The following is a 25,243-nucleotide window of genomic DNA, read 5'->3' on the forward strand; positions in this document are numbered from 1 at the left end:
GCTCAGTGCCTGAAGTGACGCACACCTGTCAGCACCATCGCGATGCCGCGTTCGTTGGCGGCGGCGATCACCTCGTCGTCGCGCAGGCTGCCGCCGGGCTGGATGACGCTGCGCGCTCCGGCATCGGCCAGCACGTCGAGGCCGTCGCGGAACGGGAAGAAGGCGTCGCTCGCGACCGCCGAGCCGGCCAGGCTCAGGTCGGCGTGGCTGGCCTTGATGCTGGCGATGCGCGCGCTGTCGAGCCGGCTCATCTGGCCGGCGCCGACGCCGAGCGTCATGCCGTCGCCGCAGAACACGATGGCATTGCTCTTGACGAACTTGGCCACCTTCCACGCGAACAGCAGGTCGGCCAGCTGTCCGTCGGTCGGCGCCAGCTTCGTGACGACTTTCAGGTCCTGCAGTCCGAGCACGTGGTTGTCGGCGCTCTGGATCAGCAGACCCGAGCCGACGCGCTTGATGTCGTGCGAATTGAGGCCGCGCGACCAGGCGTCGGGCGCGTCGCGCTGCACGCCGTCGAGCGAGATCTGCAGCACGCGCGTGTTGGCCTTGGCGGCGAACACGGCGCGCGCCTCGTCGGTATAGCCGGGGGCGATCAGCACCTCGACGAACTGCTTCGCGATCGCCTGCGCTGCCGCGCCGTCGACCGGAACGTTGAAGGCGATGATGCCGCCGAACGCGGAGGTCGGGTCGGTGCGGAAGGCCTTGCCATAGGCCTCGGCCGCGTTGGCGCCGAGGGCCACGCCGCAGGGGTTGGCGTGCTTGACGATCACGCAGGCCGGCCCGTCGACGGAAGCGTCGAAGCCTTTCACGCACTCCCACGCCGCATCGGCGTCGGCGATGTTGTTGTACGACAGCTCCTTGCCCTGCAGCTGCACGGCGCTCACCAGCGAGCCAGGCGCCGGGTGCAGGTCGCGGTAGAACGCGGCGCTCTGGTGCGGGTTCTCGCCGTAGCGCAGGTCCTGCAGCTTGACGAAGCGGCCGTTGCTTTGCGCCGGGAACTCGGCGCGCGTGCCGTCGGGGCGCAGCGCCGACAGGTGGTCGCTGATGGCCGCGTCGTAGTTGCTGATGCGGTTGAAGGCCGCGACCGCAAGCGCGAAGCGCGTGCTCTCGCTCACCCGGCCGTCCTGCTGCAGGTCGGCCAGCACGCCGGCGTACTGCGAGGCGTCGGTCAGCACCGCCACGTCCTTCCAGTTCTTGGCGGCCGAACGCACCATCGCCGGTCCGCCGATGTCGATGTTCTCGATCGCGTCCTCCAGCGTGCAGCCGGGCTTCGCGACTGTGGCCTCGAAGGGGTAGAGGTTGACCACCAGCAGGTCGATCGTCTCGATGCCGTGCGCGGCCAGCGAGGCCATGTGCGCCGGCAGGTCGCGGCGCGCCAGCAGGCCGCCGTGGATGGTCGGGTGCAGCGTCTTCACGCGACCGTCGAGCATTTCGGGGAAGCCGGTGTGGTCGGCCACCTCGGTGACCGGGAGGCCGCTGTCGGCCAGCAGCCTGGCCGTGCCACCGGTCGAGAGCAGCTTCACGCCCAGCGCATGCAGGGACCGGGCGAGTTCGACGATGCCGGTCTTGTCGGAAACGGAGAGGAGGGCGGTGGCCATGGCGGTCGTGGAAGCGGGGTAGGGGCGGAAAACGGAGTACGGCGCGCTCAGGGCTTGATGAGCTTGTGCTCGAGCAACTTGCGCCGCAGGGTGTTGCGGTTGATGCCCAGCCACTCGGCGGCGCGTGACTGGTTGCCTTCGGCGTGCTGCATCACCACGTCGAGCAGCGGCTTCTCGACCACCTGCAGCACCATGTCGTAGATGTTGCGCGGATCGGCGCCGCGCAGGTCCTTGAAGTAGGCATCGAGGCCCTCGCGAATGCACGCGTCGATGTGCTTCTTGGTCATGCAGCCTCTTGTTCGAAGGACGGTTCGAGCGCCGCTGCTGCTTGCGGCAGCAGCTCATGCTCGACCCCGAGGGCATCGAAGAAATCGCCGACAGCGGCGACTTGCGCCTCGCAGCGCTCCAGTGTGTTCATTCGGGCGCGGAACAGGGCACCGCCCGGCAACGCGTGCACTGCCCAGCCGATGTGCTTGCGCGCGGTGCGCACGCCGGCGTATTCGCCGTACAGGCCGTAGTGGTCGTGCAGGTGTTCGATCAACCAGGCCTTGGCCTGCGCGGTACGCGGCGGCGGCAGGCGCTCGCCGGTGGCGAGGAAGTGCGCGATCTCGCGGAAGATCCACGGCCGCCCCTGCGCAGCGCGGCCGACCATCACCGCGTCGGCGCCGGTTGCGGCGAGCACGTCGCGCGCCTTCTCGGGCGAGTCGATGTCGCCGTTGGCGACCACCGGCACCTGCACCGCGGTCTTCACCGCGCGCACGGTGTCGTGTTCGGCCGAGCCGGCGTAGCCCTGCTCGCGCGTGCGGCCGTGCACCGTCAGCATCGCGATGCCGAGCGACTCGGCGCCGCGCGCCAGCGCCACCGCATTGCGGTTCTGCATGTTCCAGCCGGTGCGCATCTTCAGCGTCACCGGCACGCCGTGCGGCGCGCAGGCGGTGACCACCGCCTCGACGATGCGCAGCGCGAGCGACTCGTCGCGCATCAGCGCCGAGCCGGCCCACACGTTGCAGACCTTCTTGGCCGGGCAGCCCATGTTGATGTCGATGACCTGCGCGCCGCGGTCGATGTTGTAGGCGGCGGCCTCGGCCATCATCAGCGGCTCGGTGCCGGCGATCTGCACCGCGATCGGCGCGACCTCACCGTCGTGGTTGGCACGCCGCGAGGTCTTCAGGCTGTGCCAGAGTTCCTTGCGCGAGGTGACCATCTCGCTCACCGCATAGCCGGCGCCGAGCCGCTTGCACAGCTGGCGGAACGGTCGGTCGGTGACGCCCGCCATCGGTGCCACGAACAGCCGGTTCGGGAGCTCGATCGAGCCGATGCGCAGGGGAGACACGGGAGGCGGTGTGCTTAAAAAGAGGGCAGAGTATAGCGGCGCGATCCGGGCAGGTCGGGCACCGATCGGTGGCGCTGCTTGCTGCGCTGCATCGACAATCCACATCGATGGAGAGCTGGCTCGAATCGATGCTCGCCGTGCTCGCGTTGCCGAAGTTCGGCCTGAGCACGGTGTTCGTCGTCGCCTTCGTCTCGGCCACGCTGCTGCCGTTCGGTTCGGAGCCGGCGGTGTTCGGCCTGGTCAAGCTCGACCCGCAGTTGTTCTGGCCGGCCGTGCTGGTGGCCACCGCCGGCAACACGCTCGGCGGCGCGGTCACGTGGTGGATGGGTTACGGCGCCGAGCGTGCCTACGAGCGCGTGAAGCACAGGCCGGCCGACGCGCGCGTGCTGAAGTGGCTCGAGCGCTTCGGCCCGCCGGCCTGCCTGCTGAGCTGGCTGCCGGTGGTCGGTGACCCGCTGTGTGCGGTGGCTGGCTGGCTGCGGCTGCCGTTCTGGCCCTGCCTGCTCTACATGGCGATCGGCAAGTTCGCGCGCTACCTGACGATGACGGCGCTGCTGCTGTGGGTGTTGCCGGGGCAGTTTCACCCCTGACGAGCGGTGCGCTCCGGCGCCGCCGTCAGGCCGTGAGCGCGGCGTCCAGCGCGTCGAGCGTCGTCTCGAGCCGGCGCAGCGCCTCGTTGGCGCGGCCGACCGGCGTCGGGCGCGTGTCGAGCAGCGTGCGCCGCGGGTCGTCGAGCGCGGCGCTCCAGCCGAGGCCGTGGCGAGCCAGCCGCGGGCCGAGTGCGGCGCGGCGCGCGCGCAACTGAGTCCGCGTGGCCTGGTAGGCGTGCTCGGCCATGCGGCGGCGCTGCGAGTAGCTGAACGGGTTGGTGAAGAACACCTTGGCGTCGCGCGCGTCGGGCTCGAACAGCAGGATGTCGGTGTCGGGGTGGAGTTGGTCGTACTGGCGCAGGCCGAGCTCCATGCGCGAGCGGATCAGCGTGCGGAACGTCTGGCTCAGCACCTGCGGCAGGCCGCCGTCGACCAGCCGCGCCAGCGGCGCCCTGGCACCGTCCGCCGGCCTGTGCGCGTCGGCGGGGCTGTCGTAGGGCACCAGCGGATTCAGGCAGATCAGCAGGTCCAGGCCCTCGTCGAGCAGGACCGAGGCATGCAGCGTCTTGCGCAGCACGCCATCGACGTAGCAGCGGCCGTCGATCTCGACCGGCGGGAACAGTCCGGGCAGCGCGGCGCTGGCCTGCACGGCGAGCGAGATCGGCACGTGGTCGTGGCCCGGCAGGCCGAAGGGCCGGGCGTCGCCGCTGTCGAGGTCGACCGCCACCAGCACCAGCCGGCGCGCCAGCGTGCGGAAGTCGTTGCTGCGGCCGGGCGCGCCGAACACGCGGCTCAGGTGCTGGTGGACCGTGCGGTTGGAGAACAGGCCGGTCGGCATGGCGCGGCCGAGCTGGTCGAGCACCTGGCTGCGGGTGGCGAAGCCCAGCGCATAGTCCAGAGCCGCGCCGCCGGCCAGACCGGGCGCCCGCGCGAGGCGCTTCGCGAACTCGCCCCAGGCCGGCCGCATCAGCAGCGCGGGGTCGAACACGTCGTCCGGCGGCCCCTCGTTCTCGATGAAGGAGCGGCACAGCTCACGCGGCCCGATGCCGTTGGCCAGTCCGGCGGCCACGAAGCCGCCGGCCGACACGCCCACGTAGCCCTGGCACTGAGTGAGGCGCAGGCCAGTGATCGATTCCTCGAGCGCGCACAGTGCGCCGATCTCGTAGATCGCGCCCAATGGCCCGCCGCCGGCCAGCGCGAGACCGATGCGCGGCATCATCGGAACTGGCAGCCACCGGGCTCGATGGCGCGGTTGGCGGCGTGGACGTAGGCGCTGCCGTTCCAGTGATAGACCGCCATGCAGCCGCCGGGGTTGGCGACCCCCAGGTCGGCGTAGCCGAGGTGTTCACCGCCGGTCGGCAGCACCTCCACGCCGGGCAGGAAGCCGAGCAGGTCGACCCACGCGCCGCCGGCGTTCTGCATGAACAGCGCGACGTTGCCGCCACGGGCCGGGCCGAAGCAGGGCGAGGACGCCAGGAACAGCAGCACTTCGTCGCGGCCATCGTGGTTGATGTCCAGCCGCTCGGTCTGCGGCTTCAGTGCCGTGGCGCACGCCTCTCGGTAGTGCTCGTTGCCGCGGCGCTGCAGGCCGGCGGCCGCGAAGACCGCCGCCTCGTCGCTGCCGGGCGATGGGGCGGTCGCGCCGGTGGCCGGTCCGATCGGCGCGCCACCGATCAGGGCCGCCAGACCGAGGGCGAGTGGGGATCGCATCGGCGAAGGTGCGCGGCCCGGTGCGGCGCGCTCAGGCCGCGCGCTTGCGCGGAGCGGCGCGCTTGGCGGCGGCCTTGCGGGGTGCGGCGGCCTTCGCGGCCGTCTTGGCGGGTGCCGCCTTGCGGGCCGCAGGGGCCTTGGACAGGCGGGCCACATTGGCACTGAGGGTGTCGATGCGATGGATCAGCGCATCGATGTCCTTGCTCGACGGCACGCCGAGCTTGCCCAGCGCCTTCGCGACGCGCTCCTCGAAGATCGATTCGAGCTTGTCCCACTGCTGGCCGGCGCGCGCCTGCACGTCGTCGGACAGCTTCGTCATGCGGTTGCTCACCTCACCCAGCTTCTCTTCCGCGGCCGCCTGGGTCCTGCGCTGGATCGAGACACCTTCCTTCACCAGCGACTCGAACACCTTGCCGCCTTCGCCCTGGGCCTTGGCGAACGCGCCGAGCCCGGCCTGCCAGATCTGCTGGGCCGAGTCCTTGACCGAGTTCGCGAGCTGGCTGTCGAACAGTTGTGCCATCGAAGGTGTGCCCGCGGCGGCACTCTGCTTGTCCGCGAGTTTCTGCAGCTTCTTGACCATGCTTGTGTTCCTTGTGGATCCGGCGCGGCGCTTCACAGCGAAGCCCTCGCCGGAGGCACTATAGAAGCGCGGGCTAGAAGTCGCAGCCTAAAGGCGAGCGAATCGTCCGGGTGCATCAGGCGCCCCGGGAAAGTCCCGAGCGCGGCACGCGCTGCGGGGCGATCGTGCACCGCCCGCGGTGGACAAGAATGAGCAGGCACCCGCGGCAGCAACAGCAAGGAGGATGGCATGCAGTATTTCGTCACCGGGGCCACCGGCTTCATCGGCAAGCGGCTGGTCAGGAAACTGCTCGACCGGCGCGGCTCGACCGTGCACTTCCTGTTGCGGCCCGAGAGCGAGGGCAAGCTGCCCGAACTGCTGGCCTACTGGGGCCTCAGCGGCGCTGCCAAGGCCCGCGCGGTGCCGGTCTACGGCGACCTGACGGCGAAGAAGCTGGGGGTGGCCGCCGATGCAATCAAGGCGCTGAAGGGTCGCATCGATGCGATCTACCACCTCGCCGCGGTCTATGACCTGGGCGCCGACGAGGCCGCGCAGGTGCAGGTCAACATCGAGGGAACGCGCAGCGCGGTGGAGTTCGCGCAGGCGATCCAGGCCGGGCATTTCCACCACGTCTCGTCGATCGCGGCGGCCGGGCTGTACGAGGGCGTGTTCCGCGAGGACATGTTCGATGAAGCCGAGGGCCTGGACCATCCGTACTTCATGACCAAGCACGAGTCCGAGAAGATCGTGCGCAAGGAATGCAAGCTGCCGTGGACCGTGTTCCGCCCGGCGATGGTGGTCGGCGACTCCGCCACCGGCGAGATGGACAAGATCGACGGCCCCTACTATTTCTTCAAGCTGATCCAGCGCATGCGCCAGTTGCTGCCGCCCTGGATGCCGGCGGTGGGGCTGGAGGGCGGGCGCGTGAACATCGTGCCGGTGGACTTCGTCGTCGCGGCGCTCGACCACATCAGCCATGCGAAGCTGGAGCTCGACCGCAAGTGCTTCCACCTGGTCGACCCGGTCGGCTACCGCGTCGGCGACGTACTCGACATCTTCAGCAAGGCCGCCCATGCACCGAAGATGAACCTGTTCGTCAACGCGGCGCTGCTGGGCTTCATTCCCAAGAGCGTGAAGAAGGGCCTGATGGCGCTGGCGCCGGTGCGCCGGGTGCGCAACGCGGTGATGAAGGACCTGGGGCTGCCCGAGGACATGCTGACCTTCGTCAATTACCCGACGCGCTTCGACTGCCGCGACACGCAGGCGGCGCTGAAGGGCAGCGGCATCGCCTGCCCCAACCTGAAGGACTACGCCTGGCGCCTGTGGGACTACTGGGAGCGCCACCTCGATCCCGATCTGTTCATCGACCGCAGCCTGCGCGGCACGGTCGGCGGCAAGGTGGTGCTGGTCACGGGCGGCAGCTCGGGCATCGGCCTGGCGGCTGCCTGCAAGTTCGCCGAGGCCGGCGCGGTGACGGTGATCTGTGCGCGAGACGCCGACAAGCTCGACGAGGCCGTGAAGGAGATCAAGGCCTTCGCCGGCAAGGACGCCAAGGTGTTCAGTTACTCGGTCGACATCGCCGACGAGGCCGGCTGCAAGAGCTTCCTCGAGGCACTGCACGCCGAGCACGGTGGCGTCGATTTCCTGATCAACAACGCCGGCCGATCGATCCGCCGCGCGATCGAGAACAGCTACGAGCGCTTCCACGACTTCGAGCGCACGATGCAGCTCAACTACTTCGGCTGTCTGCGGGTGACGATGGGCGTGCTGCCGGCCATGGTCGCCAAGAAGAAGGGCCACATCGTGAACATCAGCTCGATCGGCGTGCTGACCAATGCGCCCCGCTTCTCGGCCTATGTGGCGAGCAAGGCCGCGCTGGACGCGTGGACGCGCTGTGCGTCCAGCGAGTACGCCGACACCGGCATCAGCTTCACGACCATCAACATGCCGCTGGTGCGCACGCCGATGATCGCGCCGACCAAGATCTACAACAACGTCCCGACGCTGGCACCCGAGGAGGCGGCCGACATGATCGCCCAGGCCTGCGTCTACAAGCCGGTGCGCATCGCCACGCGCCTGGGCACTGCCGGGCAGGTGCTGCACGCGCTGGCGCCGCGCGTCGCGCAGATCGTCATGAACACCAGCTTCCGCATGTTTCCCGACAGCGAAGCGGCCAAGGGCGAGAAGGGCGCGAAGCCGCAGCTGTCGGCCGAGGCGGTGGCGCTGCAGCAGATGATGCGCGGCATCCACTTCTGACGCGCGGCGAACGCGCCGCTCGGCCGGTTGCGGCCGGCGCAGATTTCAGTGCGCGTGGGGGCCCGGCTCATGGCCGTGGCGGTGGTCCTGGGTGGCGGTGAGTGATGCACCGCGGCAGCGATTGATCTCGATGGACACGTGCGCCAGGCCGGCCAGGCCGTCGAGCCGGTCGCGGTAGTGGTCGGCGGCAAGCGGCGTGTCGGCCACCAGCGTGGCCTGGCAGGCGAACTGCGCATCGCCGACACGCCACAGGTGCAGGTCGGCCACGCGCGCGTCGCCGTCGGATTCGAGCTGCTCGCGCACCTGATGCGCGAGCGGATGGTCCATCTCGCGATCGAGCAGGATCGTCGACGTCTGTCGCAGCAGGCCGAACGACCAGACCGCGATCAGCGCCGCGCCCAGCAGGCCGACGAGCGGGTCGACCCACACCCAGCCGGCGTACTTGCCGGCCAGCAGCGCACCGATCGCCAGCACGGAGGTGGCGGCATCGGCCAGCACGTGCAGGTAGGCGGCGCGCAGGTTCAGGTCCTTGCCGTCGGTGGCGGCATGGGCATGCTCCTGTCCGGTGTGTTCGACGGCGTGTGCGTGATGTGCGTGATGGTCGTGGTGGCCGTGATCGTGGCCGGTGTGCCCAGGGCCGGGCGCGTGATCGTGGCCGCCGTGCAGCAGCTTCGCGCACACGGCGTTGACGGCCAGCCCGATCGCGGCGACGACCAGCGACTCGTCGTAGGCCACCGGCTCCGGCGCCCACAGGCGCAGGCCCGACTCGACCGCGATGCCGATCGCCACCACGCCCAGCAGTACGGCGCTGGTGTAGGCCCCCAGCACCTCGACCTTCCAGGGCCCGAGCGAGAAGCGGGCATCGCCGGCCCAGCGACGCGCCAGCGCATAGCTCAGCGCCGCCACGCCGATGGCGGCGGCGTGCGTGCCCATGTGCCAGCCATCGGCCAGCAGGGCCATCGAGTGCCACCACCAGCCGGCCGCGATCTCGGCGATCATCATCACGAGCGTGATGCCGATCACCCAGTGGGTACGCCGTTCGGCGGCCCCACGGTCGGCGGCGAAGTCGTGGCGGTGCTGCCAGGGGCTGAGGTCGTGCGCGTGCATGGGCCCTAGCTTAGCCGGCAGAGGCGCGGCCCGGTGGGCGGTGACCTCCGCCGTCGCGCGCTGTCGCGCGCCTCACTTCGCGAGTTCGATTGCCGTGACGGTGTAGACCCCGTCGATGCGGTCGACGCTGAAGCGCACCTTGTCGCCCGCCTTCACCTTGGCCAGCAGCGCTGGGTCCTTGACCTGGAACACCATGCTCATCGGCGGCATGTCGAGGTGCGCGATCTCGCCGTGCTTGAGCGTGATCTTGTTCTGCGCGGCATCGACCTTGCGCACCTCGCCGTCGATCAGGGGCTGGGCACCCGCCAGCGTCGTGGCGGCGGCGAGCAGCAGGGCGGTCATGGGGCTTTTCTTCATCGGGCGGCTCCGTGTCGCGGGTCCCGTTCAGGGGTAGGCCTGGTAGACGGCCGAACGGCCGTCGCGCTGCACCAGCAGTACCTCGTAGGGATCTCGGCGGCCGCCGTACTCCGGGCCGTCCATGCCGGGCGAACCGATCGGCATGGCCGGCACGGCCAGCCCCACGGCCTGTGGCCGCTCCCTCAGCAGTCGCCGCACCTCGCGCGCCGGCACATGGCCCTCGATCGCATAGCCGCCCACGCTCGCGGTGTGGCACGAGCCGTAGCGCAGCGGCATGCCCAGGCGGGCTCGCGCATCGGTGTTGCCGTCGTCGTGGGCCCGCACCATGAAGCCGTGGGCTTCGAGATGCCGGATCCAGTCCTTGCAGCAGCCGCAGGTCGGGCTCTTCCAGACGTCGATCAGCGGCCGGCCGGGCTCGGCCGACGCGGGCAGGACCGGTATCGCGAGCAGCGCACACAGGCGGGTCAGGGTGCGGCGGCGGTCGGCTTTCGGGGGGTGTTGCATGGTTGGTTCTGATCGCTGAAGTGGTGGTCGGGGCAGGCCGGGCCTGCGTCAGTGCGGGCCGTGCCGGTCGGGCTTGCGGACCTGGACCTCGATCTCGCGGGCCGGACGGTTGCGCGCCGGCATCGCCGAGCGACCCGGGTCCCGATCGCGCGCGGGCGTGGCCAGCGCACCGGTCCATTCGTAGGCCACGGTGCCGGCGGGGTGGTCGAACCAGCCGGGGTCACCGTAGTCGCCCGGCTTCTGATCCCGGCGCACCTTCAGCACGGTGAACATGCCGCCCATCTCGACCGAGCCGAACGGGCCGGCGCCGCTCATCATCGGCACGGTGTTGTCGGGCAGGGGCATCGGCATCTCGGCCATGTCGGCCATGCCGCGCTCGCCCATCACCATGTAGTCGGGCACGAGCTGCGTGATCTTCGAGACCACCTCGCGGTGGTCGACGCCGATCATCGTCGGCACACCGTGCCCCATGGCATTCATCGTGTGGTGGCTCTTGTGGCAGTGGAAGGCCCAGTCGCCTTCCTCGTCGGCCCGGAACTCGATCTGGCGCATCTGGCCCACCGCCACGTCGGTGGTCACCTCAAGCCAGCGCGTGCCCTTCGGCGTCGGCCCGCCGTCGGTGCCGGTGACCGCGAACTCGTGGCCGTGCAGGTGGATCGGGTGGTTGGTCATCGTCAGGTTGCCGATGCGGATGCGCACCTTGTCGTTCTTGCGGACGTTGAGCGTGTCGATGCCCGGGAACACGCGGCTGTTCCAGCTCCACAGGTTGAAGTCGAGCATCGTCATGACCTTCGGCGTGTAGGCACCGGGATCGATGTCGTAGGCGTTGAGCAGGAACACGAAGTCGCGATCGACCTCGTCGATCAGAGGGTGCTTCTGTTTCGGGTGCGTGATCCAGAAGCCCATCATGCCCATCGCCATCTGCACCATCTCGTCGGCATGCGGGTGGTACATGAAGGTGCCGGGGCGGCGCGCGACGAATTCGTAGACGAAGGTCTTGCCGGGTTGTATGGCGGGTTGCGTGAGCCCGCCGACGCCGTCCATGCCGTTGGGCAGGCGCTGGCCGTGCCAGTGGACGGTGGTGTGCTCGGGCAGCTTGTTGGTGACGAAGACGCGCACGCGGTCGCCTTCCACCACCTCGATGGTCGGCCCCGGGCTCTGGCCGTTGTAGCCCCAAAGATGCGCCTTGAAGCCGGGGGCCATCTCCCGCACCACCGGTTCGGCGACCAGGTGGAACTCCTTGACGCCGTTGTTCATGCGCCAGGGCAGCGTCCAGCCATTCAGGGTGACGACCGGGTTGTAGGGCCGGCCGCGCTCGGGCACCAGTGGAGGCATCGTGTCGGGCGAGTGCTGCGTCACCGGTTCGGGCAGCGCGGCCATCGCGACCTTGCTGACGGCGGCGGCGCTGACGGCCGCAGTGACCGCGCCGGCACGGCCGAGGAAGTTGCGTCGGGAAACCATCGGAGGTCCTTCCTGGCGTTCAGTGGTCGGCGCCGACATCGCCGGCAGCCGGGCTGCTGCCGAGCGCCAAGGCCGCGCCCGACAGTCCGGGTTTTCCGATCAACGCCATCTCGAGATCGGCCTGGGCGAGCCAGAAGTCGCGCAGCGACTCGATGCAGGCGTTGACGCCGGCGATCTGCGAGCGCGCGGCCGCGAGCAGCTCGAACACGCCGATCAGCATGCCGTTGTAGCGCAGCACGTTCTCCTCGGCGATGCGCTGGCGCAGCGGGACGAGCTCGTCGCGGTGGTGGCGCGCGATGTCCCAGGCCGAGCGATAGGCCCCATAGGCCTCGCGCACTTCCGAGCGGGCGTTGACCGCCGTCTCTGCGGCGCGGCTCAGCGCCTGCATATAGACCGCTTCGGCGCGCGCGACGCGCGCGCCGCCCCAGTCGAACAGCGGCAGCTCCAGCCCCAGCTCCCAACCCGTCTGCGTCGGTGCCTCGTTCGAACTGTTGTGGGCCCGGCCCAACTCCAGCACGTTGACGAAGCGCGTCGTCCTCGTGAGACCGAGGCTCTTCGCGGTCTGCTCCGCCGCGAGCTTGGCCCCCTGGACGTCCAGGCGCTGAGCCAGTGCGGCGCGCTCGATCTCGGGCTGATCCGTCGGAGCCTCTGGCAGGTCGGGCAGCCGCTCGGGCAACTGGAAGCGCGTCTGCGGGCCCCACAGGCCCATCAACCGCGTCAGTCTCTCGCGCGAGGCCAGCGCGGCGTGCTCGGCTCGAGCCATGCCCAGCGTCGCGTCGGCGTAGAAGCCCTGCTCGCGCAGGCGCTGCAGCTTGTTGAAGTTGCCGACTTCGGCCATGCGCCGAGCCAGTTCGGCGCCGGCCTCGGCCGCCTGCTGCACCTGGCGCCGGTAGCGCACCGTCTCCTCGGCGGCGACCGCGTTGAAGTAGGCCTTGCGGGCCTCGGACGCCAGCGACAGCAGCTGCAACGTGACGACGCCGCGGGTCTGTGCGAAGCGCCGCTCCTCGACCTGGCGCACGAGCGGCATCGCCAGCAGCCGCGCGAGATTGAGGTGGTAGCCGCGCTCGAGTTCGATCTCGTCGCCGCGTTTCAGTCGGCCGAAGCTGATGCCCGGGTTCGGCAGGCGACTGGCCTGCACCAGCTCGGCCTCGCCGATGCCCAGCTCGAAGAACCGGGCCTGGAGCCCCTTGTTGTTGAGCAGCGCGACCTGCACCGCATCGTCGACCGTGAGTGGACGCGTGAGCAGTTCGGCCACGCGGGTATCGATGCGGTTCTGATTCTCGGCAGTCCGGGCCCAGACGACGTCCTTGCCGAGACGCTCCTGGGCCACCTGCTCGACGGTGTCGAAGCCGCCATCGGGGCTGAACGAGGCGCAGCCGGCCAGCGCGAGGCTCGCCAGCACGAGCGGCAGGCCGCGGGCCGCTGCGGCGCAGGCGTGTCGTGGTGTCGTCATCGCTCGCTTCTCAGTGATGGTGATGAGGAGCGCCGTGGGGCGTCGACGGGGCTCCGGTCGATTCACTCGCGGCGGGCGTGACCGGCGCAGCGTTTGCCGGCCGCGAGGCCTGCGATGCCTCGCGCGCATAGGCGCGCCAGCCCCCGATGCGGCCGACCGCGTCGTTCGCGTCCTTCCAGGACTGCAGCCTCGTGTCGCCGTGGCGGCTGTAGCCGGTGAACGCCGATGGAGGGGTGAAGGTCGGGACGGCCGCGCTGGCGTTCAGCGGGTCGGGGCGTTCGGTGGCCACAGCGGCCAGGGAGCAGGCCAGCAGGGCAACCGGCAACCAGCAGTGCGATCGGGACAGAGCCATGGAGCATCCTCGCGGGAACACGTTCGAGGTCCGGGCGGTCGGGACCGGCCGGGATCGAGGCGGCGGCGCTCGCGAGCGCGTGCCGAGGCACACGCCCGTCGGGCCGCGTCAGGCGAGGACGGTTCGGGGAGGGCGGTCGAGCCCGCCGATCGCGGGCTGGCCGGTATCGCGTGCGAGCGCGGGAATTGGCGCCTCGGCCGGCAGGGCGACCGTGGCCGATTCACCGTGCGGCACGATGCCGATCGCTGCGTGGCACCAGTCGCAGGACTGGCAGTTCGACGGCGCGGCGCCATTCTCATCGCCCTGATGGCAGGGCGGCAGCGCCGCCCCGGATGTGGCGGTGTGGTGGTCTGCGGAGAGTGCGACGGCGGGCGCCTCGGTGACCTGCGGCAGGCCCATGGAGGCCACCGCCCAACTGCGCAAAGGCAGCAGGGCCAGCATCAGGTAGAGGATCCAGGTGGCGCGGCGCATGAGGACAAAAGTATGCGTCAGACTGAGCCGGGGCTGCGGCGAAAAGTTCCGCGGCGCACGGTCCGGTGCAGGCGCTGGACTAGGGCGAACCCTAGAATCTCTTGCGACAGACCCTGAGTTCGGAGATCCCGTCATGGCCCCACCCGTTCCCGCCCCCTCGTCCGACCTGCCGAACATCGCTCCGCGCGACAAGGCAGAGATCCTCGCGCAGGCTCTGCCTTACATCCGCAAGTTCCACGGCAAGACGCTGGTCATCAAGTACGGCGGCAACGCCATGACGGACCCCGCGCTGCAGCAGGACTTCGCCGAGGACATCGTGCTGCTCAAGCTGGTGGGCATGAACCCGGTGGTCGTGCACGGCGGCGGGCCGCAGATCGACGAGGCGCTGTCGCGCCTGGGCAAGAAGGGCACCTTCATCCAGGGCATGCGCGTGACCGACGAGGAAACGATGGAGGTCGTCGAGTGGGTGCTCGGCGGTGAGGTGCAGCAGGACATCGTCGGTCTCATCAACGCGGTGGGCGGCAAGGCGGTCGGGCTCACTGGCCGCGACGGCGGCATGATCCGGGCGCGCAAGCTGAAGATGGTGGACAAGGACGACCCCAGCATCGAGCACGACGTCGGCCAGGTCGGCGAGATCACCGCCATCGACCCCGCGGTGGTCAAGGCGCTGCAGGACGACCAGTTCATCCCGGTCGTGAGCCCCATCGGCTTCGGCGAGCACAACGAGAGCTACAACATCAACGCCGACATGGTGGCGAGCAAGCTGGCCACCGTGCTGCAGGCGGAGAAGCTGATGCTGCTGACGAACACGCCGGGCGTGCTCGACAAGGCGGGCAAGCTGCTCACCAACCTGTCGGCCCGCGAGATCGACGAACTGTTCGCCGACGGCACGATCAGCGGCGGCATGCTGCCGAAGATCGCCGGCGCGCTGGATGCCGCGAAGAGCGGCGTCAATGCGGTGCACATCATCGACGGCCGGGTGCCGCATGCGATGCTGCTCGAGATCCTGAGCGACCAGGCCTACGGCACGATGATCCGGTCGCACTGAGCAGTGGCTGCCGCCGGCCGGCCGGTCGTCTGGCTGTTCGACCTCGACAACACGCTGCACGACGCCTCGCACGCGGCGTTCGGCCTGCTCGACGAGGCGATGAACGACTACATCGCGCAGGCGCTTCGGGTCGACGCGGCGCAGGCCGACTTCCTGCGGCTCGACTACTGGCGCCGCTACGGCGCCACGTTGTTGGGGCTGGAGCGGCATCACGGCATTCGCGCCGCGCACTTCCTCGAGCACACCCACCGCCTGCCGGACCTCGAGCAACGGCTGCGCGGGAGCCCGCGTGACCGCGCTGCGTTGCGAGCGTTGCCGGGGCGCAAGTTCGTGCTGACCAATGCGCCGGCCAGCTACGCCAAGCGCGTGCTGACGGCGCTCGACCTGGCGGATTGCTTCGAGGGCATCGTCAGCATCGAAGGCATGCGCCTGTTCGGTCATCTGCGCCCCAAGCCCGATGCACGCATGTTCCGGGTGGTGCTGGCGAGGCTGAAATTGCGGCCGGCGCAGTGCGTGCTGGTCGAGGACACGCTGGCCCACCAGCGCGCGGCGCGCGCCGTCGGACTGCGCACCGTCTGGATGCAGCGATATGTGTGGCGCAATGCTCATGGACCCGAAGTAGGTGCGCGCTTGCGTCGAAAGCCCGCTTATGTGTATGCAAGAATTCGCTCGCTTTCGACGCTAGCCACCCACTTCCTCCCCGCCCGCGCGCATGTCCGACACGCCGATCCCTGAGCCGCTGGATGCCGCCGACGACACGCCCGCCGAGGGGGTCGCCGCCGCAGCACCCGTGCGCAAGCGGCCCAAGCCGGGCGAGCGCCGCATCCAGATCCTCCAGACGCTGGCGTCCATGCTGGAACAGCCCGGTGCGGAGCGCATCACGACGGCGGCCCTGGCGGCCAAGCTCGACGTCAGCGAAGCGGCGCTGTACCGGCACTTCGCCAGCAAGGCGCAGATGTTCGAGGGGCTGATCGATTTCATCGAGAGCAGCGTGTTCACGCTGGTCAACCAGATCGTCGAGCGCGACACCGATCCGCGCGATCAGGTGCACAAGATGACCACCGTGCTGCTGCAGTTCGGCGAGAAGAACCCCGGCATGTCACGCGTGATGGCGGGCGATGCCCTGGTGTTCGAGAACGAGCGCCTGACGGCGCGCATGAACCAGTTCTTCGATCGCTTCGAGTCGCAGCTGCGACAGAGCCTGCGAGCGTTGGCCGAGGCCGGCGGGTCGCAGACGCCGACCGTCGATGCCCAGGCGCAGGCTTCGGTCCTCGTCAGCTTCGTGCTGGGCCGCTTGCAGCGCTATGCGCGTTCGGGCTTCAAGCGCCTGCCGAGCGAACACCTCGACGCGGCACTGCGGCAACTCGCCACCTGATCCGGCCCCGCCCCGGCGAGGGGCTTCGGCGCCCGCCCCTACACTCGGCGGCCATGAATCCCGAGTTTCTTTCCTTGATGCAGCAGGCCGAGCGCGTGCTCGCGCGGCTCGATGCCCTGCTGCCGGGGCCGGGCGCCCGGCCGGTGACGGCGCCGGACTGGTCGGCATCGATCGCCTTCCGCTACCGCCGGCGGGGTGCCTCGCTGCTGGGAGGCGGCTGGCTGGAGCCGGTCCGGCACGTGGCATCGATCCGGCTGGCCGACCTGAAGGAGGTCGAGCCCCAGAAGGAGCGCCTGGTGCGCAACAGCGAGCAATTCGTCAGCGGCCGGCCGGCCAACAACGTGCTGCTGACCGGCGCGCGTGGGACCGGCAAGTCCTCGCTGGTGAAGGCCTGCCTGAACGAGTTCGCGCCGCGCGGACTGCGCTTGATCGAGATCGACAAGGCCGATCTGGTGGATCTGCCCGACATCGTCGACTTGGTGGCCGAACGCGACGAGCGCTTCCTGGTGTTCTGCGACGACCTCAGCTTCGACGAGGGCGAGCCGGGCTACAAGGCGCTGAAGTCCATCCTCGACGGCTCGGTGGCGCAGTCGAGCGACAACGTGCTGATCGTGGCGACGTCCAACCGCCGCCACCTGCTGCCCGAATACATGAAGGAGAACCTCAGCTACCAGCACACCGAGGATGGCGAGGTGCATCCCGGCGAGGTGGTGGAGGAGAAGATCTCGCTGTCCGAACGCTTCGGGTTGTGGATCAGCTTCTATCCGTTCAGTCAGGACGAGTACCTGGCGATCGTCGCGCAGTGGCTGAGCGCCTTCGGCGCCGACGCGGACCACATCGCCGCGGCGCGACCCGAGGCGCTGGTCTGGGCGCTGGAGCGGGGTTCGCGCTCGGGCCGGGTGGCCTGGCAGTTCGCGCGTGACTACGCGGGGCGCGGCCGTCAGCGCGACGAGGTGCCGGGGTGAGCGAGCGCATGCCGGTCGATGTGGCGGTCGGGGTGCTGTTCGACGCGCAGGGGCGCTTCCTGATGACCTCGCGGCCGGACGGCAAGGTGTATGCCGGCTACTGGGAATTTCCGGGCGGCAAGCTGGAGGCCGGTGAAACGGTCGAGCAGGCACTGCGCCGCGAACTGCAGGAAGAATTGGGCATCTGCATTGCCGACGCGCAACTCTGGAAAACGGAGCTGATCGACTATCCGCACGCTCGCGTCCGGTTGCATTTCTGCAAGGTGCACGCGTGGAGCGGCGAACTGGAGATGCGCGAACGGCAGGCGGCGCGTTGGCAGATGCTGCCGGTCGAGGTACGCCCGATCCTGCCGGGAACGGTGCCGGTGCTGAATTGGCTGGCCGAGGAGCAGGCGTTTTCGGGCAGCACTCACGCGGACTAGCGCGCAGCCCGATGCTTCAGTGCTCGGCGTCGTCGCCTTCCACCGGCGGTGAGGCCTCGACGCGATAGCGTTCGTTGGCCCAGGCGCCCAGATCACCGTTCTTGCAGCGCTCGCTGCAGAAGGGGCGGTAGGGATTGGTCGACGCATAGATGCTGAACTGCCCGCAGCCCGGGCAGCGCACGGTGCGTGGCGGGATGTCGCTGCCGGTCATCGACGCAGGAGAGCGCTCGTCAGCACAGCGTGAGCTCGAAGCTCACATCGTCGCCGCTGGGCCGCAACCGGCCTTCACCATCTTGCCGCATGAGGCGGATCGACGCCATCAGGCGGTGGCCGCTGATCTCCGGCACCAGCCCGGCCGACTCTTCAAGACGCACCCGCATCAGGCTGAAGCTGCGCCCCGACGGCAAGCTCTGCTGGTACTGGCCGGCGGCGGCGAACACCATGTGCGGGCTGCCCGACTCGCGCAGCAGGGCCATCAGAACCTTCAGGGCGTCGGCGAGCGGCAGCAGCGTTGCCATCCAGCGCTGCAGGTCGGCCTTGCGGTGAGCCACGCTCTCGTGCTGCCACGCGTAGTAGCCCGGCAGATCGAACTCGCAGGTGCCTCCGGGGATGCTGATGCGGCTGCGGATGCCCATCAACCACTCGTTCGTGGTCAGCGCATGGCCGGCCTTGCCCGGCAGGTGGTTCAGCGACGCGAAGGCCTCATCGATGCGCAGGATGACCTGGTCGAGCGCGGCCTCGGAGATCGAGGGATTGCCGCGGTACTGGGCCAGTTGCGTCTTGTGGCGCTCCAGGTCTTTGAGCAGGTCGCTCTTCAGGTCGGCCCGGGATGCAACATCCATGATCTCGAAGATCGTCGCGATGGCGAAGTGATGATCGATCGCCGGCTCGCGGTCCGCCAGCACCGTGAGCCGCTCGAACAGGTGTTCGAGGCGCAGCATCGTGCGGATGCTCTCGTTCAAAGGGTACTCGTAGAGGATCAAGGCGGGCCACCTGCGCGCTGCAACGCGTCCGATTGTTCCACAGGGTTCGCCCCGAGCGAATGCCCAGCCTCAGCGGTCTACAGCCATCCAGTGCTTCCAGAGGACATCGATGACCGTCCGTAGCGCATCGAGCGAGTCCCCCCGGTTGTCGATCACGGCGTCGGCCGCAGCTCGGCGGAGGGGCCGCGGGGCCTGCTGAGCCATCACGCGCCGCACTTCGTCGGGAGTCCAGCCGGACCGTCGCGCCACGCGCGCGACCTGGACTTCCTCGGGGCAATCGACCACCAGCACGCGATCGACGCGATCACGCCAGCGATCCGACTCGACCAGCAAGGGTACGTCGAACACGACGCAGGCTGCGTCGACGCCGGCGCGTGCGAACTGTTCCGTCTCGTCGCGGATCAGGGGGTGCAGGATGGCCTCGAGCTGCAGACGCACGGCGGGGTCGGCGAAGGCCTGGGCCCTCATCCAGACCCGGTCGAGACCTCCGTCAGCGCGGTCGATGCAGTCCGGCCCGAACTGCGCGCGCAGCGCCGGAAGCGCGGCGCCACCCGGCGCGGAAAGCCTGCGTGCGATGGCATCGGTATCCACCAGTAGCGCGCCGCGCCCTTCGAGCAGCGCGGCCACCGTACTCTTGCCACTGCCGATGCCGCCGGTGAGACCGATGCGCAAGCTTATGCGTTCGCTGCCCATCGAGCCTCAGGCCCAGCCGAGCCAGCCCATCACGCGCTCGGCGCCTGCGTACAGGACGACCAGTCCGGCACCGGCCAGGAAGGGGCCGAAGGGCACGTAGCGACCTTCGTGCAGAGCGCCAGCCAGCTTCATGGCGATGCCGACGATGGCACCGATCAACGAAGCTCCGAGCACGATGGGAAGCAGCATCTGCCATCCGAGCCAGGCACCGAGGGCGGCCAGCAGCTTGAAGTCGCCCGCGCCCATGCCTTCCTTGCCAGTCGTGAGCTTGAACAGCCAGTACACCGACCACAGCGACAAATAACCGAACACCGCGCCCCAGACGGACGTCGAGAGCGGCAGCGTCCAGCCGAGCGCGGCAGCCACCAGCCCGGCCCAGAGCAGTGGCAAGGTGAGGCTGTCGGGCAGGAGCGTCGTGTCCCAGTCGATGCCGGACAGTGCCAGCAGGACGGCGACGAAGGCGCACCAGGCCAGCACCGTCGGTTGCGCGCCGAAACGCCAGGCCAGCGAGGCGAACAACAGCCCTGTCGCGATCTCGAAGAGAGGATAGCGCGGAGAGATCGGCGTCTTGCAGGCTGAGCAGCGTCCGCGCAACAGCAGCCAGCTCAGCACCGGGACATTCTCGAACCAGCGGATGCGATGACCGCATTGCGGGCAGCGCGAGGCGGGTTTCGCCAGCGTGAGCGCGGGAGATTCTGGGGCCGTGACCCCGAGCAGCTCGGCGCTTTCGAGTCGCCAGGCCCGCTCCATCATCTGTGGCAGGCGGTGGATGACGACGTTGAGAAAGCTGCCGATGCACAGCCCGAGCAGCCCCAGAGCCCAGGGCGACAGCAGCACGCCCTGCAGGTCGGACGACATGCCTCCGGGCGTGCTCAGACCACCTGGCCGAGCTTGAAGATCGGCAGGTACATCGAGACCACGATGCCGCCGATGATGGTGCCCAGCACGACGATGATGATCGGCTCGAGCAGGCTCGACAGGCCCTTGACGGCCTCATCGACCTCGGCCTCGTAGAACTCGGCAGCCTTGGACAGCATGTGATCGAGGGCGCCCGATTCCTCACCGATGGCAGCCATCTGCAGCACCATCACGGGGAAGATGCCGGTCGCCTGCATCGAGGTGGTCAGTGCCGTGCCGGTGGAGACGTCCTTCTGGATCTGCTCCGTCGCTTCGGCGAACACGGCATTGCCAGAGGCGCCACCGACCGAGTCGAGCGCCTCGACCAGCGGTACGCCGGCCGCGAACATCGTGGCGAGCGTGCGCGTCCAGCGAGCGACGGCCGACTTGAAGATCAGATCACCGAACACCGGCAGCTTCAACAGCAGCCTGTCCATGGTCTTCTGCATCTTCTCGGATCGCTTCCACGACTCGAAGAAGAAGTAGGTGCCGCCGATGATGACGCCGAAGATCAGCCACCAGTAGCTGACGAAGATCTCGGACATGGACATCACGAACAGCGTCGGGGCCGGGAGGTCGGCTCCGAAGGACGTGAAGACTTCCTTGAAGGCCGGGATCACGAAGATCATGATGACCGCGACGACCACGAAGGCCACCACCAGCACGGCCACCGGGTAGATCAGCGCCGACTTGATCTTGCGCTTGATCTCGAGCGTCTTCTCCTGGTAGGTCGCCAGCCGCTCGAGCAGTGTTTCCAGGATACCTGCGGCTTCACCGGCCTCGACGAGGTTGCAGTAGAGCGCGTCGAAGTACAGCGGGTGCTTGCGGAAGGCCGACGACAGGCTGGTGCCGGTCTCGATGTCGGAGCGGATGTCGGTCAGCAGCTTGGTCACGCGAGGGTTGGTGCTGCCCCGCGCGACGATGTCGAAGGACTGCAGCAAGGGAACGCCGGCGCGCATCATCGTCGCGATCTGGCGCGTGAAGATCGCAATATCCTTCGGCTTGATGGACTTGCCGCCGCTCATGCGGCGCTTCTTCACCTTGTTGACGAGGATGCCCTGGCGGCGCAGGGACGCGCTGACGACCGACTCGCCGCCGGCTCGCATCTCGCCGCGCACGACCTTGCCGTTCTTGTCCTTGCCTTCCCACTCGAAGACGAATTCCTTGATGTCTCGCGCCGAAGCCGTTGCTGCTGTGGCCATGGTGTCTCCGACTCTCCCCGCCGCCTAATGGGCTTACTCGTTGGTGACCGAGATGACTTCTTCCAGGGTGGTCACACCCGCTCGCACCTTGACCAGACCCGACTGACGCAAATCGCGCACGCCCTCTTGCTGTGCCTGCTTTGCGATGTCGACCGCATTGCCCTGCGTCAGGATGATGCGCTGGATCTCTTCGCTGATCGGCATGACCTGGTAGATGCCGACACGCCCCCGGTAGCCATTGCTGCAACTGGAGCAGCCGACGGCACGATAGGGCTTCCAACTGCCATCCAGGTCCGATTCAGCGAAGCCGGCGCGAAGCAACGCCTCGCGAGGGTAATCGGCCGGCGCCTTGCAGTTCTCGCAGAGTTTGCGCGCCAGCCGCTGCGCCGTGATCAGGATCACGCTGGAGGCGATGTTGAACGGCGCGACGCCCATGTTCATCAGGCGGGTCAGCGTCGTCGGCGCGTCGTTGGTATGCAGCGTGCTCATCACCATGTGCCCGGTCTGCGCCGCCTTGATGGCGATGTCCGCCGTGTCGAGATCGCGAATTTCGCCGACCATGATGACGTCCGGATCCTGCCGCAGGAAGGCCTTCAAGGCGACCGAGAAGTTCAGTCCTGCCTTGTCGTTGACGTTGACCTGGTTGACGCCCGGGAGGTTGATTTCGGCCGGGTCCTCCACCGTGGAGATATTGACGCCGGGTTGGTTCAGGATGTTCAGGCAGGTGTACAGAGACACCGTCTTGCCGGAGCCTGTGGGACCGGTGACCAGCACCATGCCATAGGGGCGCTTGATGGCTTCCAGCAAGCGGTCTTTCTCGACCTTCTCGTAGCCGAGCGCCTCGATGCCGAGCTTGGCACTCGACGGGTCGAGGATACGGATCACGATCTTCTCGGCGAACAGCGTGGGCAGGGTGCTGACCCGGAAATCAATCGCCTTGCTGCCGAACTTGAGCTTCATGCGGCCGTCCTGCGGCACGCGCTTCTCGGCAATGTCGAGCCGGGAAATCACCTTGATGCGGGAGGCGAGCTTGTCCTTGATGGCAATCGGCGGTTGCGTGATCTCGCGCAGTTCGCCATCGACGCGGAAGCGGACCCGGTAGTTGTATTCGAACGGCTCGAAGTGCAGATCGGAGGCTCGTGCGTTGATCGCATCGATCAGCATCTTCTGAAGGAAGCGAACGACCGGTGCGTCCTCGACGTCGGTGGTGACCTCGGCGGCGTCGGATGCGCTGGTGTCTTCCTCGGTGACGTCGAACTCGAAATCACCGGCGACCAGCGACTCGAGAGACTCGCTGGCCGTTGTCGTAGCTGCATCGACGAGCCGGGACAGCTTGTCGTGCTCGACGATCACCCACTCGGGCGTCAGCTGCGTTGCGAACTTGATGCGTTCAGCGGCCTCCTGGTCGGTGGGGTCGGCCCCGGCGATGAAGAGGCGGTTGCCGCGCTTGCCCAGCACCAATACCTGATACTGGGTGGCCAGCTTGGCATCGATGACGTTGCGAGGCAGGCGCTGCGGATCGACCGCCGCCAGATCGAGCAAGGGCATCGCCAGCACGCTGGACAGCGTATGGGCAAGATCCGAAGGGTTGACGGCGCCAGCGCTCAGGACCGCCGAGATGAAACTGCGCTTCTGCTCCTTGGCGCTGCGGACCAGATCTTCGGCGGTCTTGACGTTGAGCTTGCCCGCGTGCACGAGCACGCGCGCGACGCCGGACAGCGAACTCTGCGGGGCATCGGCGAGGGTATCCACAGGGCAATCGGCGAAGTCAGGGCTGCAACCGAATCATGATCGCCGATTCATGCGGCCCTGTAAACGACCGAGGTCCGCGGATGTGAGCATCCACCACGCGATGCCGTGCAGACGCCACGACTGTGTTGGCAAAACCTGTCAGAAGATGGTCGGGGTGAGAGGATTCGAACCTCCGGCCTCTACGTCCCGAACGTAGCGCTCTACCAGGCTAAGCTACACCCCGATTGGGTCAGATCGATGCTGACTGCTCAGGTCAACGGTTCACGAGGAACGCTCTGTCGACTGAGCACATAAGTGTAGCAGAGCTTCGCGGTACTGCGAGTCTGGCAAGACCGACAGGGCTTCGCAGGCTCGGGCGACCTCGGCGCGCGCCACTTCCCTGGTGGCTTCCAAGGCGCCGGTGGATCGGACGATCTCGATGATCTCCGGCAGGCGCTGCACCTCGCCTTGCTCGATGGCCGCACGCACGACGTCCCTTTGCGCCGGCGTCCCTCGCGTCATGGCCACCAGCAAGGGCAGCGTCGGCTTGCCTTCCCGCAGGTCGTCGCCGATGTTCTTTCCCAGTGCTGACGTGGCGCCTTCATAGTCCAGCAGGTCGTCGACCAACTGGAATGCGGTGCCCAGCGCCCTCCCGTAATCGGCGCACGCGGTTTCGACGCCGGGGGAGGCGTCGGCCAGCATGGCGCCGAGCCGAGCGCTGGCCTCGAACAGCTTGGCCGTTTTGAACCGGATCACCCGGAGATAGTCGTCGATGGACAGGTCGGGATCGTGCATGTTCATCAACTGCAGGACTTCGCCCTCGGCGATCACATTCGTGGCGTCGGCCAGCACTTCCAGAACCCTCATGCGGTTCACGGAGACCATCATCTGGAAGGCGCGCGAATAAAGGAAGTCGCCAACCAGCACGCTCGCTGCATTGCCGAAACGCGCATTGGCCGTGTCACGTCCGCGCCGCAGCGCGGACTCGTCGACGACGTCGTCGTGCAGCAAGGTCGCGGTGTGGATGAACTCGACCGTCGCCGCCAGTTCGAAGCGCTCTGGACCCCGGAAGCCGAGTGCCTGCGCGAACAACAGCACCAGCATTGGACGTAACCGCTTGCCACCGGCGCTGATGATGTAGTGCGATATCTGGTTGATCAGCGCGACATCCGAAGCCAGTCGGCGCCGGATCAACGCATCGACCTCGCCCATGTCGGCGGCGACCAGGTCTGCGAAGGAAAGGGTCGACCCGGAGACGTTCGAGACGGCAGTCACGCTGAAGGAGGAGGAACTCGAGGAATTTCGAGCGTTTCGATTATAGGGAGGGGGATCGCGCGCGACCTGCGGCTCAGGGCGCCCAGCGTACCCGGTGCATGCCGACCTCCCGAGCGATGCTACAATCTCAGGCTCTGCGCGTTTCGCAGGGACCGTCTGGGGGCCGGCAGGCACCGAGGCGGGTCATTCGAGTGAAAGGGCTGATATGTACGCGCTCATAAAAACCGGTGGCAAGCAGTACAAGGTTGCTGCCGGCGAAAAAATCAAAGTAGAACAGATTGCTGCGGACGTTGGCCAAGAGATCGTGATCGACCAGGTGCTCGCCGTCGGAAGCGGCGCGGACCTCAAAGTTGGCACTCCCTTGGTTGCCGGCGCGACTGTCAAGGCCACGGTCGTGGCCCACGGCAGGCACGACAAGGTGCGCATTTTCAAGATGCGTCGCCGCAAGCATTATCAGAAGCGGCAGGGTCACCGCCAGAACTTCACCGAGCTGGAAATCAGCACGGTGAACGGCTGACACGGCAACCGAGAAGGAGTTAGGAAATGGCACAGAAAAAAGGTGGCGGTTCCACCCGGAACGGCCGCGATTCGCAACCGAAGATGCTCGGCGTCAAGGCTTTCGGCGGCCAGGCCGTGCAGGCTGGCTCGATCATCGTCCGTCAGCGTGGCACGCAGTTCCACGCGGGCAGCAACGTGGGCATCGGCAAGGATCACACCTTGTTCGCGCTTGTCGACGGCAAGGTGAGCTTCGCCGTCAAGGGCGAGCGCAATCGCCGCACGGTGGCGATCGATCCCGTTTGACAGCGCGCTTGGCGCCGCGACGAAGCCCCGGCCCGCCGGGGCTTTTTCGTTGCAGAGCTCCAGATAACATCTCACTGGCTCGTTCGAGCAACAGGCATTC

The 25,243-nt window shown here is 68.1% G+C and carries 29 protein-coding genes and 1 tRNA gene; 9 read left to right on the forward strand and 21 right to left on the reverse strand.

Going from position 1 to position 25,243, the window contains the following annotated elements; genetic code table 11:
• Positions 1-2: 2 nt before the first annotated feature.
• Genes purH through dusB form a run of 3 tightly spaced genes read right to left on the reverse strand, consistent with a single transcriptional unit; the run spans position 3 to position 2,922 of the window.
• Complete coding sequence (purH, locus tag MPE_RS02430; protein ID WP_011828085.1) at positions 3-1,598, reverse strand: bifunctional phosphoribosylaminoimidazolecarboxamide formyltransferase/IMP cyclohydrolase; 1,596 nt, start codon at positions 1,596-1,598, stop codon at positions 3-5.
• Positions 1,599-1,645: 47 nt separating this feature from the next.
• Complete coding sequence (locus tag MPE_RS02435) at positions 1,646-1,885, reverse strand: Fis family transcriptional regulator (protein ID WP_036233906.1); 240 nt, start codon at positions 1,883-1,885, stop codon at positions 1,646-1,648.
• Entirely contained in the window at positions 1,882-2,922 is a 1,041-nt protein-coding gene (gene dusB / locus MPE_RS02440) for a tRNA dihydrouridine synthase DusB (RefSeq protein ID WP_036233908.1), read from the reverse strand. Before dusB ends, MPE_RS02435 begins: the two co-directional genes overlap by 4 nt.
• Before the next feature lie 116 nt (positions 2,923-3,038).
• Between dusB and MPE_RS02445 the strand changes: the two genes are divergently transcribed.
• Positions 3,039-3,521, forward strand: a complete 483-nt coding sequence (locus MPE_RS02445) for a YqaA family protein (RefSeq protein ID WP_011828087.1) — start codon at positions 3,039-3,041, stop codon at positions 3,519-3,521.
• A gap of 25 nt (positions 3,522-3,546) precedes the next feature.
• On the opposite strand, the gene MPE_RS24835 is transcribed toward MPE_RS02445, so the two are convergent.
• The 3 genes from MPE_RS24835 to MPE_RS02460 are packed head-to-tail and all read right to left on the reverse strand — an operon-like array spanning position 3,547 to position 5,811.
• Positions 3,547-4,740, reverse strand: coding sequence for a patatin-like phospholipase family protein (locus MPE_RS24835; RefSeq protein WP_011828088.1), 1,194 nt, complete (start codon positions 4,738-4,740; stop codon positions 3,547-3,549).
• On the reverse strand, positions 4,737-5,231 hold the full coding sequence (locus MPE_RS02455; protein WP_011828089.1) for a hypothetical protein: 495 nt from the start codon (positions 5,229-5,231) through the stop codon (positions 4,737-4,739). The genes MPE_RS24835 and MPE_RS02455 overlap by 4 nt, the downstream gene beginning before the upstream one ends.
• Before the next feature lie 31 nt (positions 5,232-5,262).
• The gene (locus MPE_RS02460; RefSeq protein WP_011828090.1) at positions 5,263-5,811 is read right to left on the reverse strand and encodes a phasin family protein; all 549 of its coding nucleotides are present in this window, start codon (positions 5,809-5,811) and stop codon (positions 5,263-5,265) included.
• 228 nt (positions 5,812-6,039) lie between these two features.
• Between MPE_RS02460 and MPE_RS02465 the strand changes: the two genes are divergently transcribed.
• Positions 6,040-8,046 carry an SDR family oxidoreductase gene (locus tag MPE_RS02465; protein ID WP_011828091.1) on the forward strand — a complete coding sequence of 669 codons (2,007 nt, stop codon included), beginning with the start codon at positions 6,040-6,042 and terminating at the stop codon, positions 8,044-8,046.
• Positions 8,047-8,091: 45 nt separating this feature from the next.
• Here MPE_RS02465 and dmeF read toward each other — a convergent pair whose 3' ends face one another.
• From dmeF to MPE_RS02500, 7 genes are all read right to left on the reverse strand, one after another.
• On the reverse strand, positions 8,092-9,153 hold the full coding sequence (dmeF, locus tag MPE_RS02470) for a CDF family Co(II)/Ni(II) efflux transporter DmeF (RefSeq protein WP_011828092.1): 1,062 nt from the start codon (positions 9,151-9,153) through the stop codon (positions 8,092-8,094).
• A gap of 72 nt (positions 9,154-9,225) precedes the next feature.
• Complete coding sequence (locus MPE_RS02475; protein WP_011828093.1) at positions 9,226-9,510, reverse strand: copper-binding protein; 285 nt, start codon at positions 9,508-9,510, stop codon at positions 9,226-9,228.
• A 27-nt stretch (positions 9,511-9,537) separates the two neighbouring features.
• On the reverse strand, positions 9,538-10,014 hold the full coding sequence (locus MPE_RS02480; RefSeq protein WP_011828094.1) for a DUF411 domain-containing protein: 477 nt from the start codon (positions 10,012-10,014) through the stop codon (positions 9,538-9,540).
• A 48-nt stretch (positions 10,015-10,062) separates the two neighbouring features.
• Positions 10,063-11,475 carry a multicopper oxidase family protein gene (locus MPE_RS02485; protein ID WP_011828095.1) on the reverse strand — a complete coding sequence of 471 codons (1,413 nt, stop codon included), beginning with the start codon at positions 11,473-11,475 and terminating at the stop codon, positions 10,063-10,065.
• A gap of 19 nt (positions 11,476-11,494) precedes the next feature.
• Positions 11,495-12,928, reverse strand: a complete 1,434-nt coding sequence (locus MPE_RS02490; RefSeq protein ID WP_011828096.1) for a TolC family protein — start codon at positions 12,926-12,928, stop codon at positions 11,495-11,497.
• 10 nt (positions 12,929-12,938) lie between these two features.
• Positions 12,939-13,280 (reverse strand): hypothetical protein, encoded by a 342-nt coding sequence (locus tag MPE_RS02495; protein WP_011828097.1) that lies wholly within the window; start codon positions 13,278-13,280, stop codon positions 12,939-12,941.
• A gap of 108 nt (positions 13,281-13,388) precedes the next feature.
• Positions 13,389-13,751, reverse strand: coding sequence for a hypothetical protein (locus tag MPE_RS02500; protein WP_011828098.1), 363 nt, complete (start codon positions 13,749-13,751; stop codon positions 13,389-13,391).
• Between the two features lie 133 nt (positions 13,752-13,884).
• On the opposite strand from MPE_RS02500, the gene argB reads away from it, so the two are divergent.
• The 5 genes from argB to MPE_RS02525 are packed head-to-tail and all read left to right on the forward strand — an operon-like array spanning position 13,885 to position 17,561.
• Positions 13,885-14,799 carry an acetylglutamate kinase gene (argB, locus tag MPE_RS02505; RefSeq protein ID WP_011828099.1) on the forward strand — a complete coding sequence of 305 codons (915 nt, stop codon included), beginning with the start codon at positions 13,885-13,887 and terminating at the stop codon, positions 14,797-14,799.
• Positions 14,800-14,802: 3 nt separating this feature from the next.
• Complete coding sequence (locus tag MPE_RS02510; protein ID WP_011828100.1) at positions 14,803-15,534, forward strand: pyrimidine 5'-nucleotidase; 732 nt, start codon at positions 14,803-14,805, stop codon at positions 15,532-15,534.
• Positions 15,512-16,174, forward strand: a complete 663-nt coding sequence (slmA, locus tag MPE_RS02515; protein ID WP_011828101.1) for a nucleoid occlusion factor SlmA — start codon at positions 15,512-15,514, stop codon at positions 16,172-16,174. Before MPE_RS02510 ends, slmA begins: the two co-directional genes overlap by 23 nt.
• Before the next feature lie 53 nt (positions 16,175-16,227).
• Positions 16,228-17,139, forward strand: a complete 912-nt coding sequence (locus MPE_RS02520; protein ID WP_011828102.1) for an ATP-binding protein — start codon at positions 16,228-16,230, stop codon at positions 17,137-17,139.
• A gap of 8 nt (positions 17,140-17,147) precedes the next feature.
• Positions 17,148-17,561 carry an NUDIX domain-containing protein gene (locus tag MPE_RS02525; protein ID WP_011828103.1) on the forward strand — a complete coding sequence of 138 codons (414 nt, stop codon included), beginning with the start codon at positions 17,148-17,150 and terminating at the stop codon, positions 17,559-17,561.
• A gap of 16 nt (positions 17,562-17,577) precedes the next feature.
• Here the strand turns inward: MPE_RS02525 and MPE_RS02530 are convergent, their stop codons facing one another.
• The 8 genes from MPE_RS02530 to ispB form a co-directional block, all read right to left on the reverse strand.
• Positions 17,578-17,772: a DNA gyrase inhibitor YacG gene (locus MPE_RS02530; RefSeq protein ID WP_011828104.1), complete on the reverse strand. Its 195-nt coding sequence runs from the start codon at positions 17,770-17,772 to the stop codon at positions 17,578-17,580.
• Between the two features lie 19 nt (positions 17,773-17,791).
• Positions 17,792-18,544, reverse strand: coding sequence for a cell division protein ZapD (gene zapD, locus MPE_RS02535; protein WP_011828105.1), 753 nt, complete (start codon positions 18,542-18,544; stop codon positions 17,792-17,794).
• A 69-nt stretch (positions 18,545-18,613) separates the two neighbouring features.
• Positions 18,614-19,237: a dephospho-CoA kinase gene (gene coaE, locus MPE_RS02540; protein ID WP_011828106.1), complete on the reverse strand. Its 624-nt coding sequence runs from the start codon at positions 19,235-19,237 to the stop codon at positions 18,614-18,616.
• Positions 19,238-19,243: 6 nt separating this feature from the next.
• On the reverse strand, positions 19,244-20,095 hold the full coding sequence (locus MPE_RS02545) for a prepilin peptidase (RefSeq protein WP_011828107.1): 852 nt from the start codon (positions 20,093-20,095) through the stop codon (positions 19,244-19,246).
• Between the two features lie 14 nt (positions 20,096-20,109).
• Positions 20,110-21,336 (reverse strand): type II secretion system F family protein, encoded by a 1,227-nt coding sequence (locus MPE_RS02550; RefSeq protein WP_011828108.1) that lies wholly within the window; start codon positions 21,334-21,336, stop codon positions 20,110-20,112.
• Between the two features lie 33 nt (positions 21,337-21,369).
• On the reverse strand, positions 21,370-23,088 hold the full coding sequence (gene pilB / locus MPE_RS02555) for a type IV-A pilus assembly ATPase PilB (RefSeq protein WP_011828109.1): 1,719 nt from the start codon (positions 23,086-23,088) through the stop codon (positions 21,370-21,372).
• Positions 23,089-23,234: 146 nt separating this feature from the next.
• Positions 23,235-23,311, reverse strand: a tRNA-Pro gene (locus tag MPE_RS02560).
• Positions 23,312-23,349: 38 nt separating this feature from the next.
• Positions 23,350-24,342 carry an octaprenyl diphosphate synthase gene (gene ispB, locus MPE_RS02565; RefSeq protein ID WP_011828110.1) on the reverse strand — a complete coding sequence of 331 codons (993 nt, stop codon included), beginning with the start codon at positions 24,340-24,342 and terminating at the stop codon, positions 23,350-23,352.
• Between the two features lie 205 nt (positions 24,343-24,547).
• On the opposite strand from ispB, the gene rplU reads away from it, so the two are divergent.
• Positions 24,548-24,859: a 50S ribosomal protein L21 gene (gene rplU / locus MPE_RS02570; protein WP_011828111.1), complete on the forward strand. Its 312-nt coding sequence runs from the start codon at positions 24,548-24,550 to the stop codon at positions 24,857-24,859.
• Positions 24,860-24,885: 26 nt separating this feature from the next.
• Positions 24,886-25,143, forward strand: a complete 258-nt coding sequence (gene rpmA, locus MPE_RS02575) for a 50S ribosomal protein L27 (RefSeq protein ID WP_011828112.1) — start codon at positions 24,886-24,888, stop codon at positions 25,141-25,143.
• Positions 25,144-25,243 lie beyond the last annotated feature (100 nt).

The sequence above is a fragment of the Methylibium petroleiphilum PM1 genome (assembly GCF_000015725.1).
In the GTDB taxonomy this organism is placed as follows: domain Bacteria; phylum Pseudomonadota; class Gammaproteobacteria; order Burkholderiales; family Burkholderiaceae_C; genus Methylibium; species Methylibium petroleiphilum.

Bases quoted from the DNA above. Each gene is read 5' to 3' on its own strand.
- MPE_RS24835 (WP_011828088.1), bottom strand. From the start codon at position 4,740: ATGATGCCGCGCATCGGTCTCGCGCTGGCCGGCGGCGGGCCATTGGGC.
- coaE (WP_011828106.1), bottom strand. From the start codon at position 19,237: ATGGGCAGCGAACGCATAAGCTTGCGCATCGGTCTCACCGGCGGCATC.
- MPE_RS02465 (WP_011828091.1), top strand. From the start codon at position 6,040: ATGCAGTATTTCGTCACCGGGGCCACCGGCTTCATCGGCAAGCGGCTG.
- dmeF (WP_011828092.1), bottom strand. From the start codon at position 9,153: ATGCACGCGCACGACCTCAGCCCCTGGCAGCACCGCCACGACTTCGCC.
- MPE_RS02435 (WP_036233906.1), bottom strand. From the start codon at position 1,885: ATGACCAAGAAGCACATCGACGCGTGCATTCGCGAGGGCCTCGATGCC.
- MPE_RS02500 (WP_011828098.1), bottom strand. From the start codon at position 13,751: ATGCGCCGCGCCACCTGGATCCTCTACCTGATGCTGGCCCTGCTGCCT.
- MPE_RS02495 (WP_011828097.1), bottom strand. From the start codon at position 13,280: ATGGCTCTGTCCCGATCGCACTGCTGGTTGCCGGTTGCCCTGCTGGCC.
- MPE_RS02480 (WP_011828094.1), bottom strand. From the start codon at position 10,014: ATGCAACACCCCCCGAAAGCCGACCGCCGCCGCACCCTGACCCGCCTG.
- MPE_RS02530 (WP_011828104.1), bottom strand. From the start codon at position 17,772: ATGACCGGCAGCGACATCCCGCCACGCACCGTGCGCTGCCCGGGCTGC.
- rplU (WP_011828111.1), top strand. From the start codon at position 24,548: ATGTACGCGCTCATAAAAACCGGTGGCAAGCAGTACAAGGTTGCTGCC.
- purH (WP_011828085.1), bottom strand. From the start codon at position 1,598: ATGGCCACCGCCCTCCTCTCCGTTTCCGACAAGACCGGCATCGTCGAA.
- rpmA (WP_011828112.1), top strand. From the start codon at position 24,886: ATGGCACAGAAAAAAGGTGGCGGTTCCACCCGGAACGGCCGCGATTCG.
- MPE_RS02460 (WP_011828090.1), bottom strand. From the start codon at position 5,811: ATGGTCAAGAAGCTGCAGAAACTCGCGGACAAGCAGAGTGCCGCCGCG.
- slmA (WP_011828101.1), top strand. From the start codon at position 15,512: ATGTCCGACACGCCGATCCCTGAGCCGCTGGATGCCGCCGACGACACG.
- MPE_RS02545 (WP_011828107.1), bottom strand. From the start codon at position 20,095: ATGTCGTCCGACCTGCAGGGCGTGCTGCTGTCGCCCTGGGCTCTGGGG.
- argB (WP_011828099.1), top strand. From the start codon at position 13,885: ATGGCCCCACCCGTTCCCGCCCCCTCGTCCGACCTGCCGAACATCGCT.
- MPE_RS02485 (WP_011828095.1), bottom strand. From the start codon at position 11,475: ATGGTTTCCCGACGCAACTTCCTCGGCCGTGCCGGCGCGGTCACTGCG.
- MPE_RS02490 (WP_011828096.1), bottom strand. From the start codon at position 12,928: ATGACGACACCACGACACGCCTGCGCCGCAGCGGCCCGCGGCCTGCCG.
- MPE_RS02475 (WP_011828093.1), bottom strand. From the start codon at position 9,510: ATGAAGAAAAGCCCCATGACCGCCCTGCTGCTCGCCGCCGCCACGACG.
- MPE_RS02445 (WP_011828087.1), top strand. From the start codon at position 3,039: ATGGAGAGCTGGCTCGAATCGATGCTCGCCGTGCTCGCGTTGCCGAAG.
- MPE_RS02525 (WP_011828103.1), top strand. From the start codon at position 17,148: ATGCCGGTCGATGTGGCGGTCGGGGTGCTGTTCGACGCGCAGGGGCGC.
- MPE_RS02550 (WP_011828108.1), bottom strand. From the start codon at position 21,336: ATGGCCACAGCAGCAACGGCTTCGGCGCGAGACATCAAGGAATTCGTC.
- MPE_RS02520 (WP_011828102.1), top strand. From the start codon at position 16,228: ATGAATCCCGAGTTTCTTTCCTTGATGCAGCAGGCCGAGCGCGTGCTC.
- MPE_RS02455 (WP_011828089.1), bottom strand. From the start codon at position 5,231: ATGCGATCCCCACTCGCCCTCGGTCTGGCGGCCCTGATCGGTGGCGCG.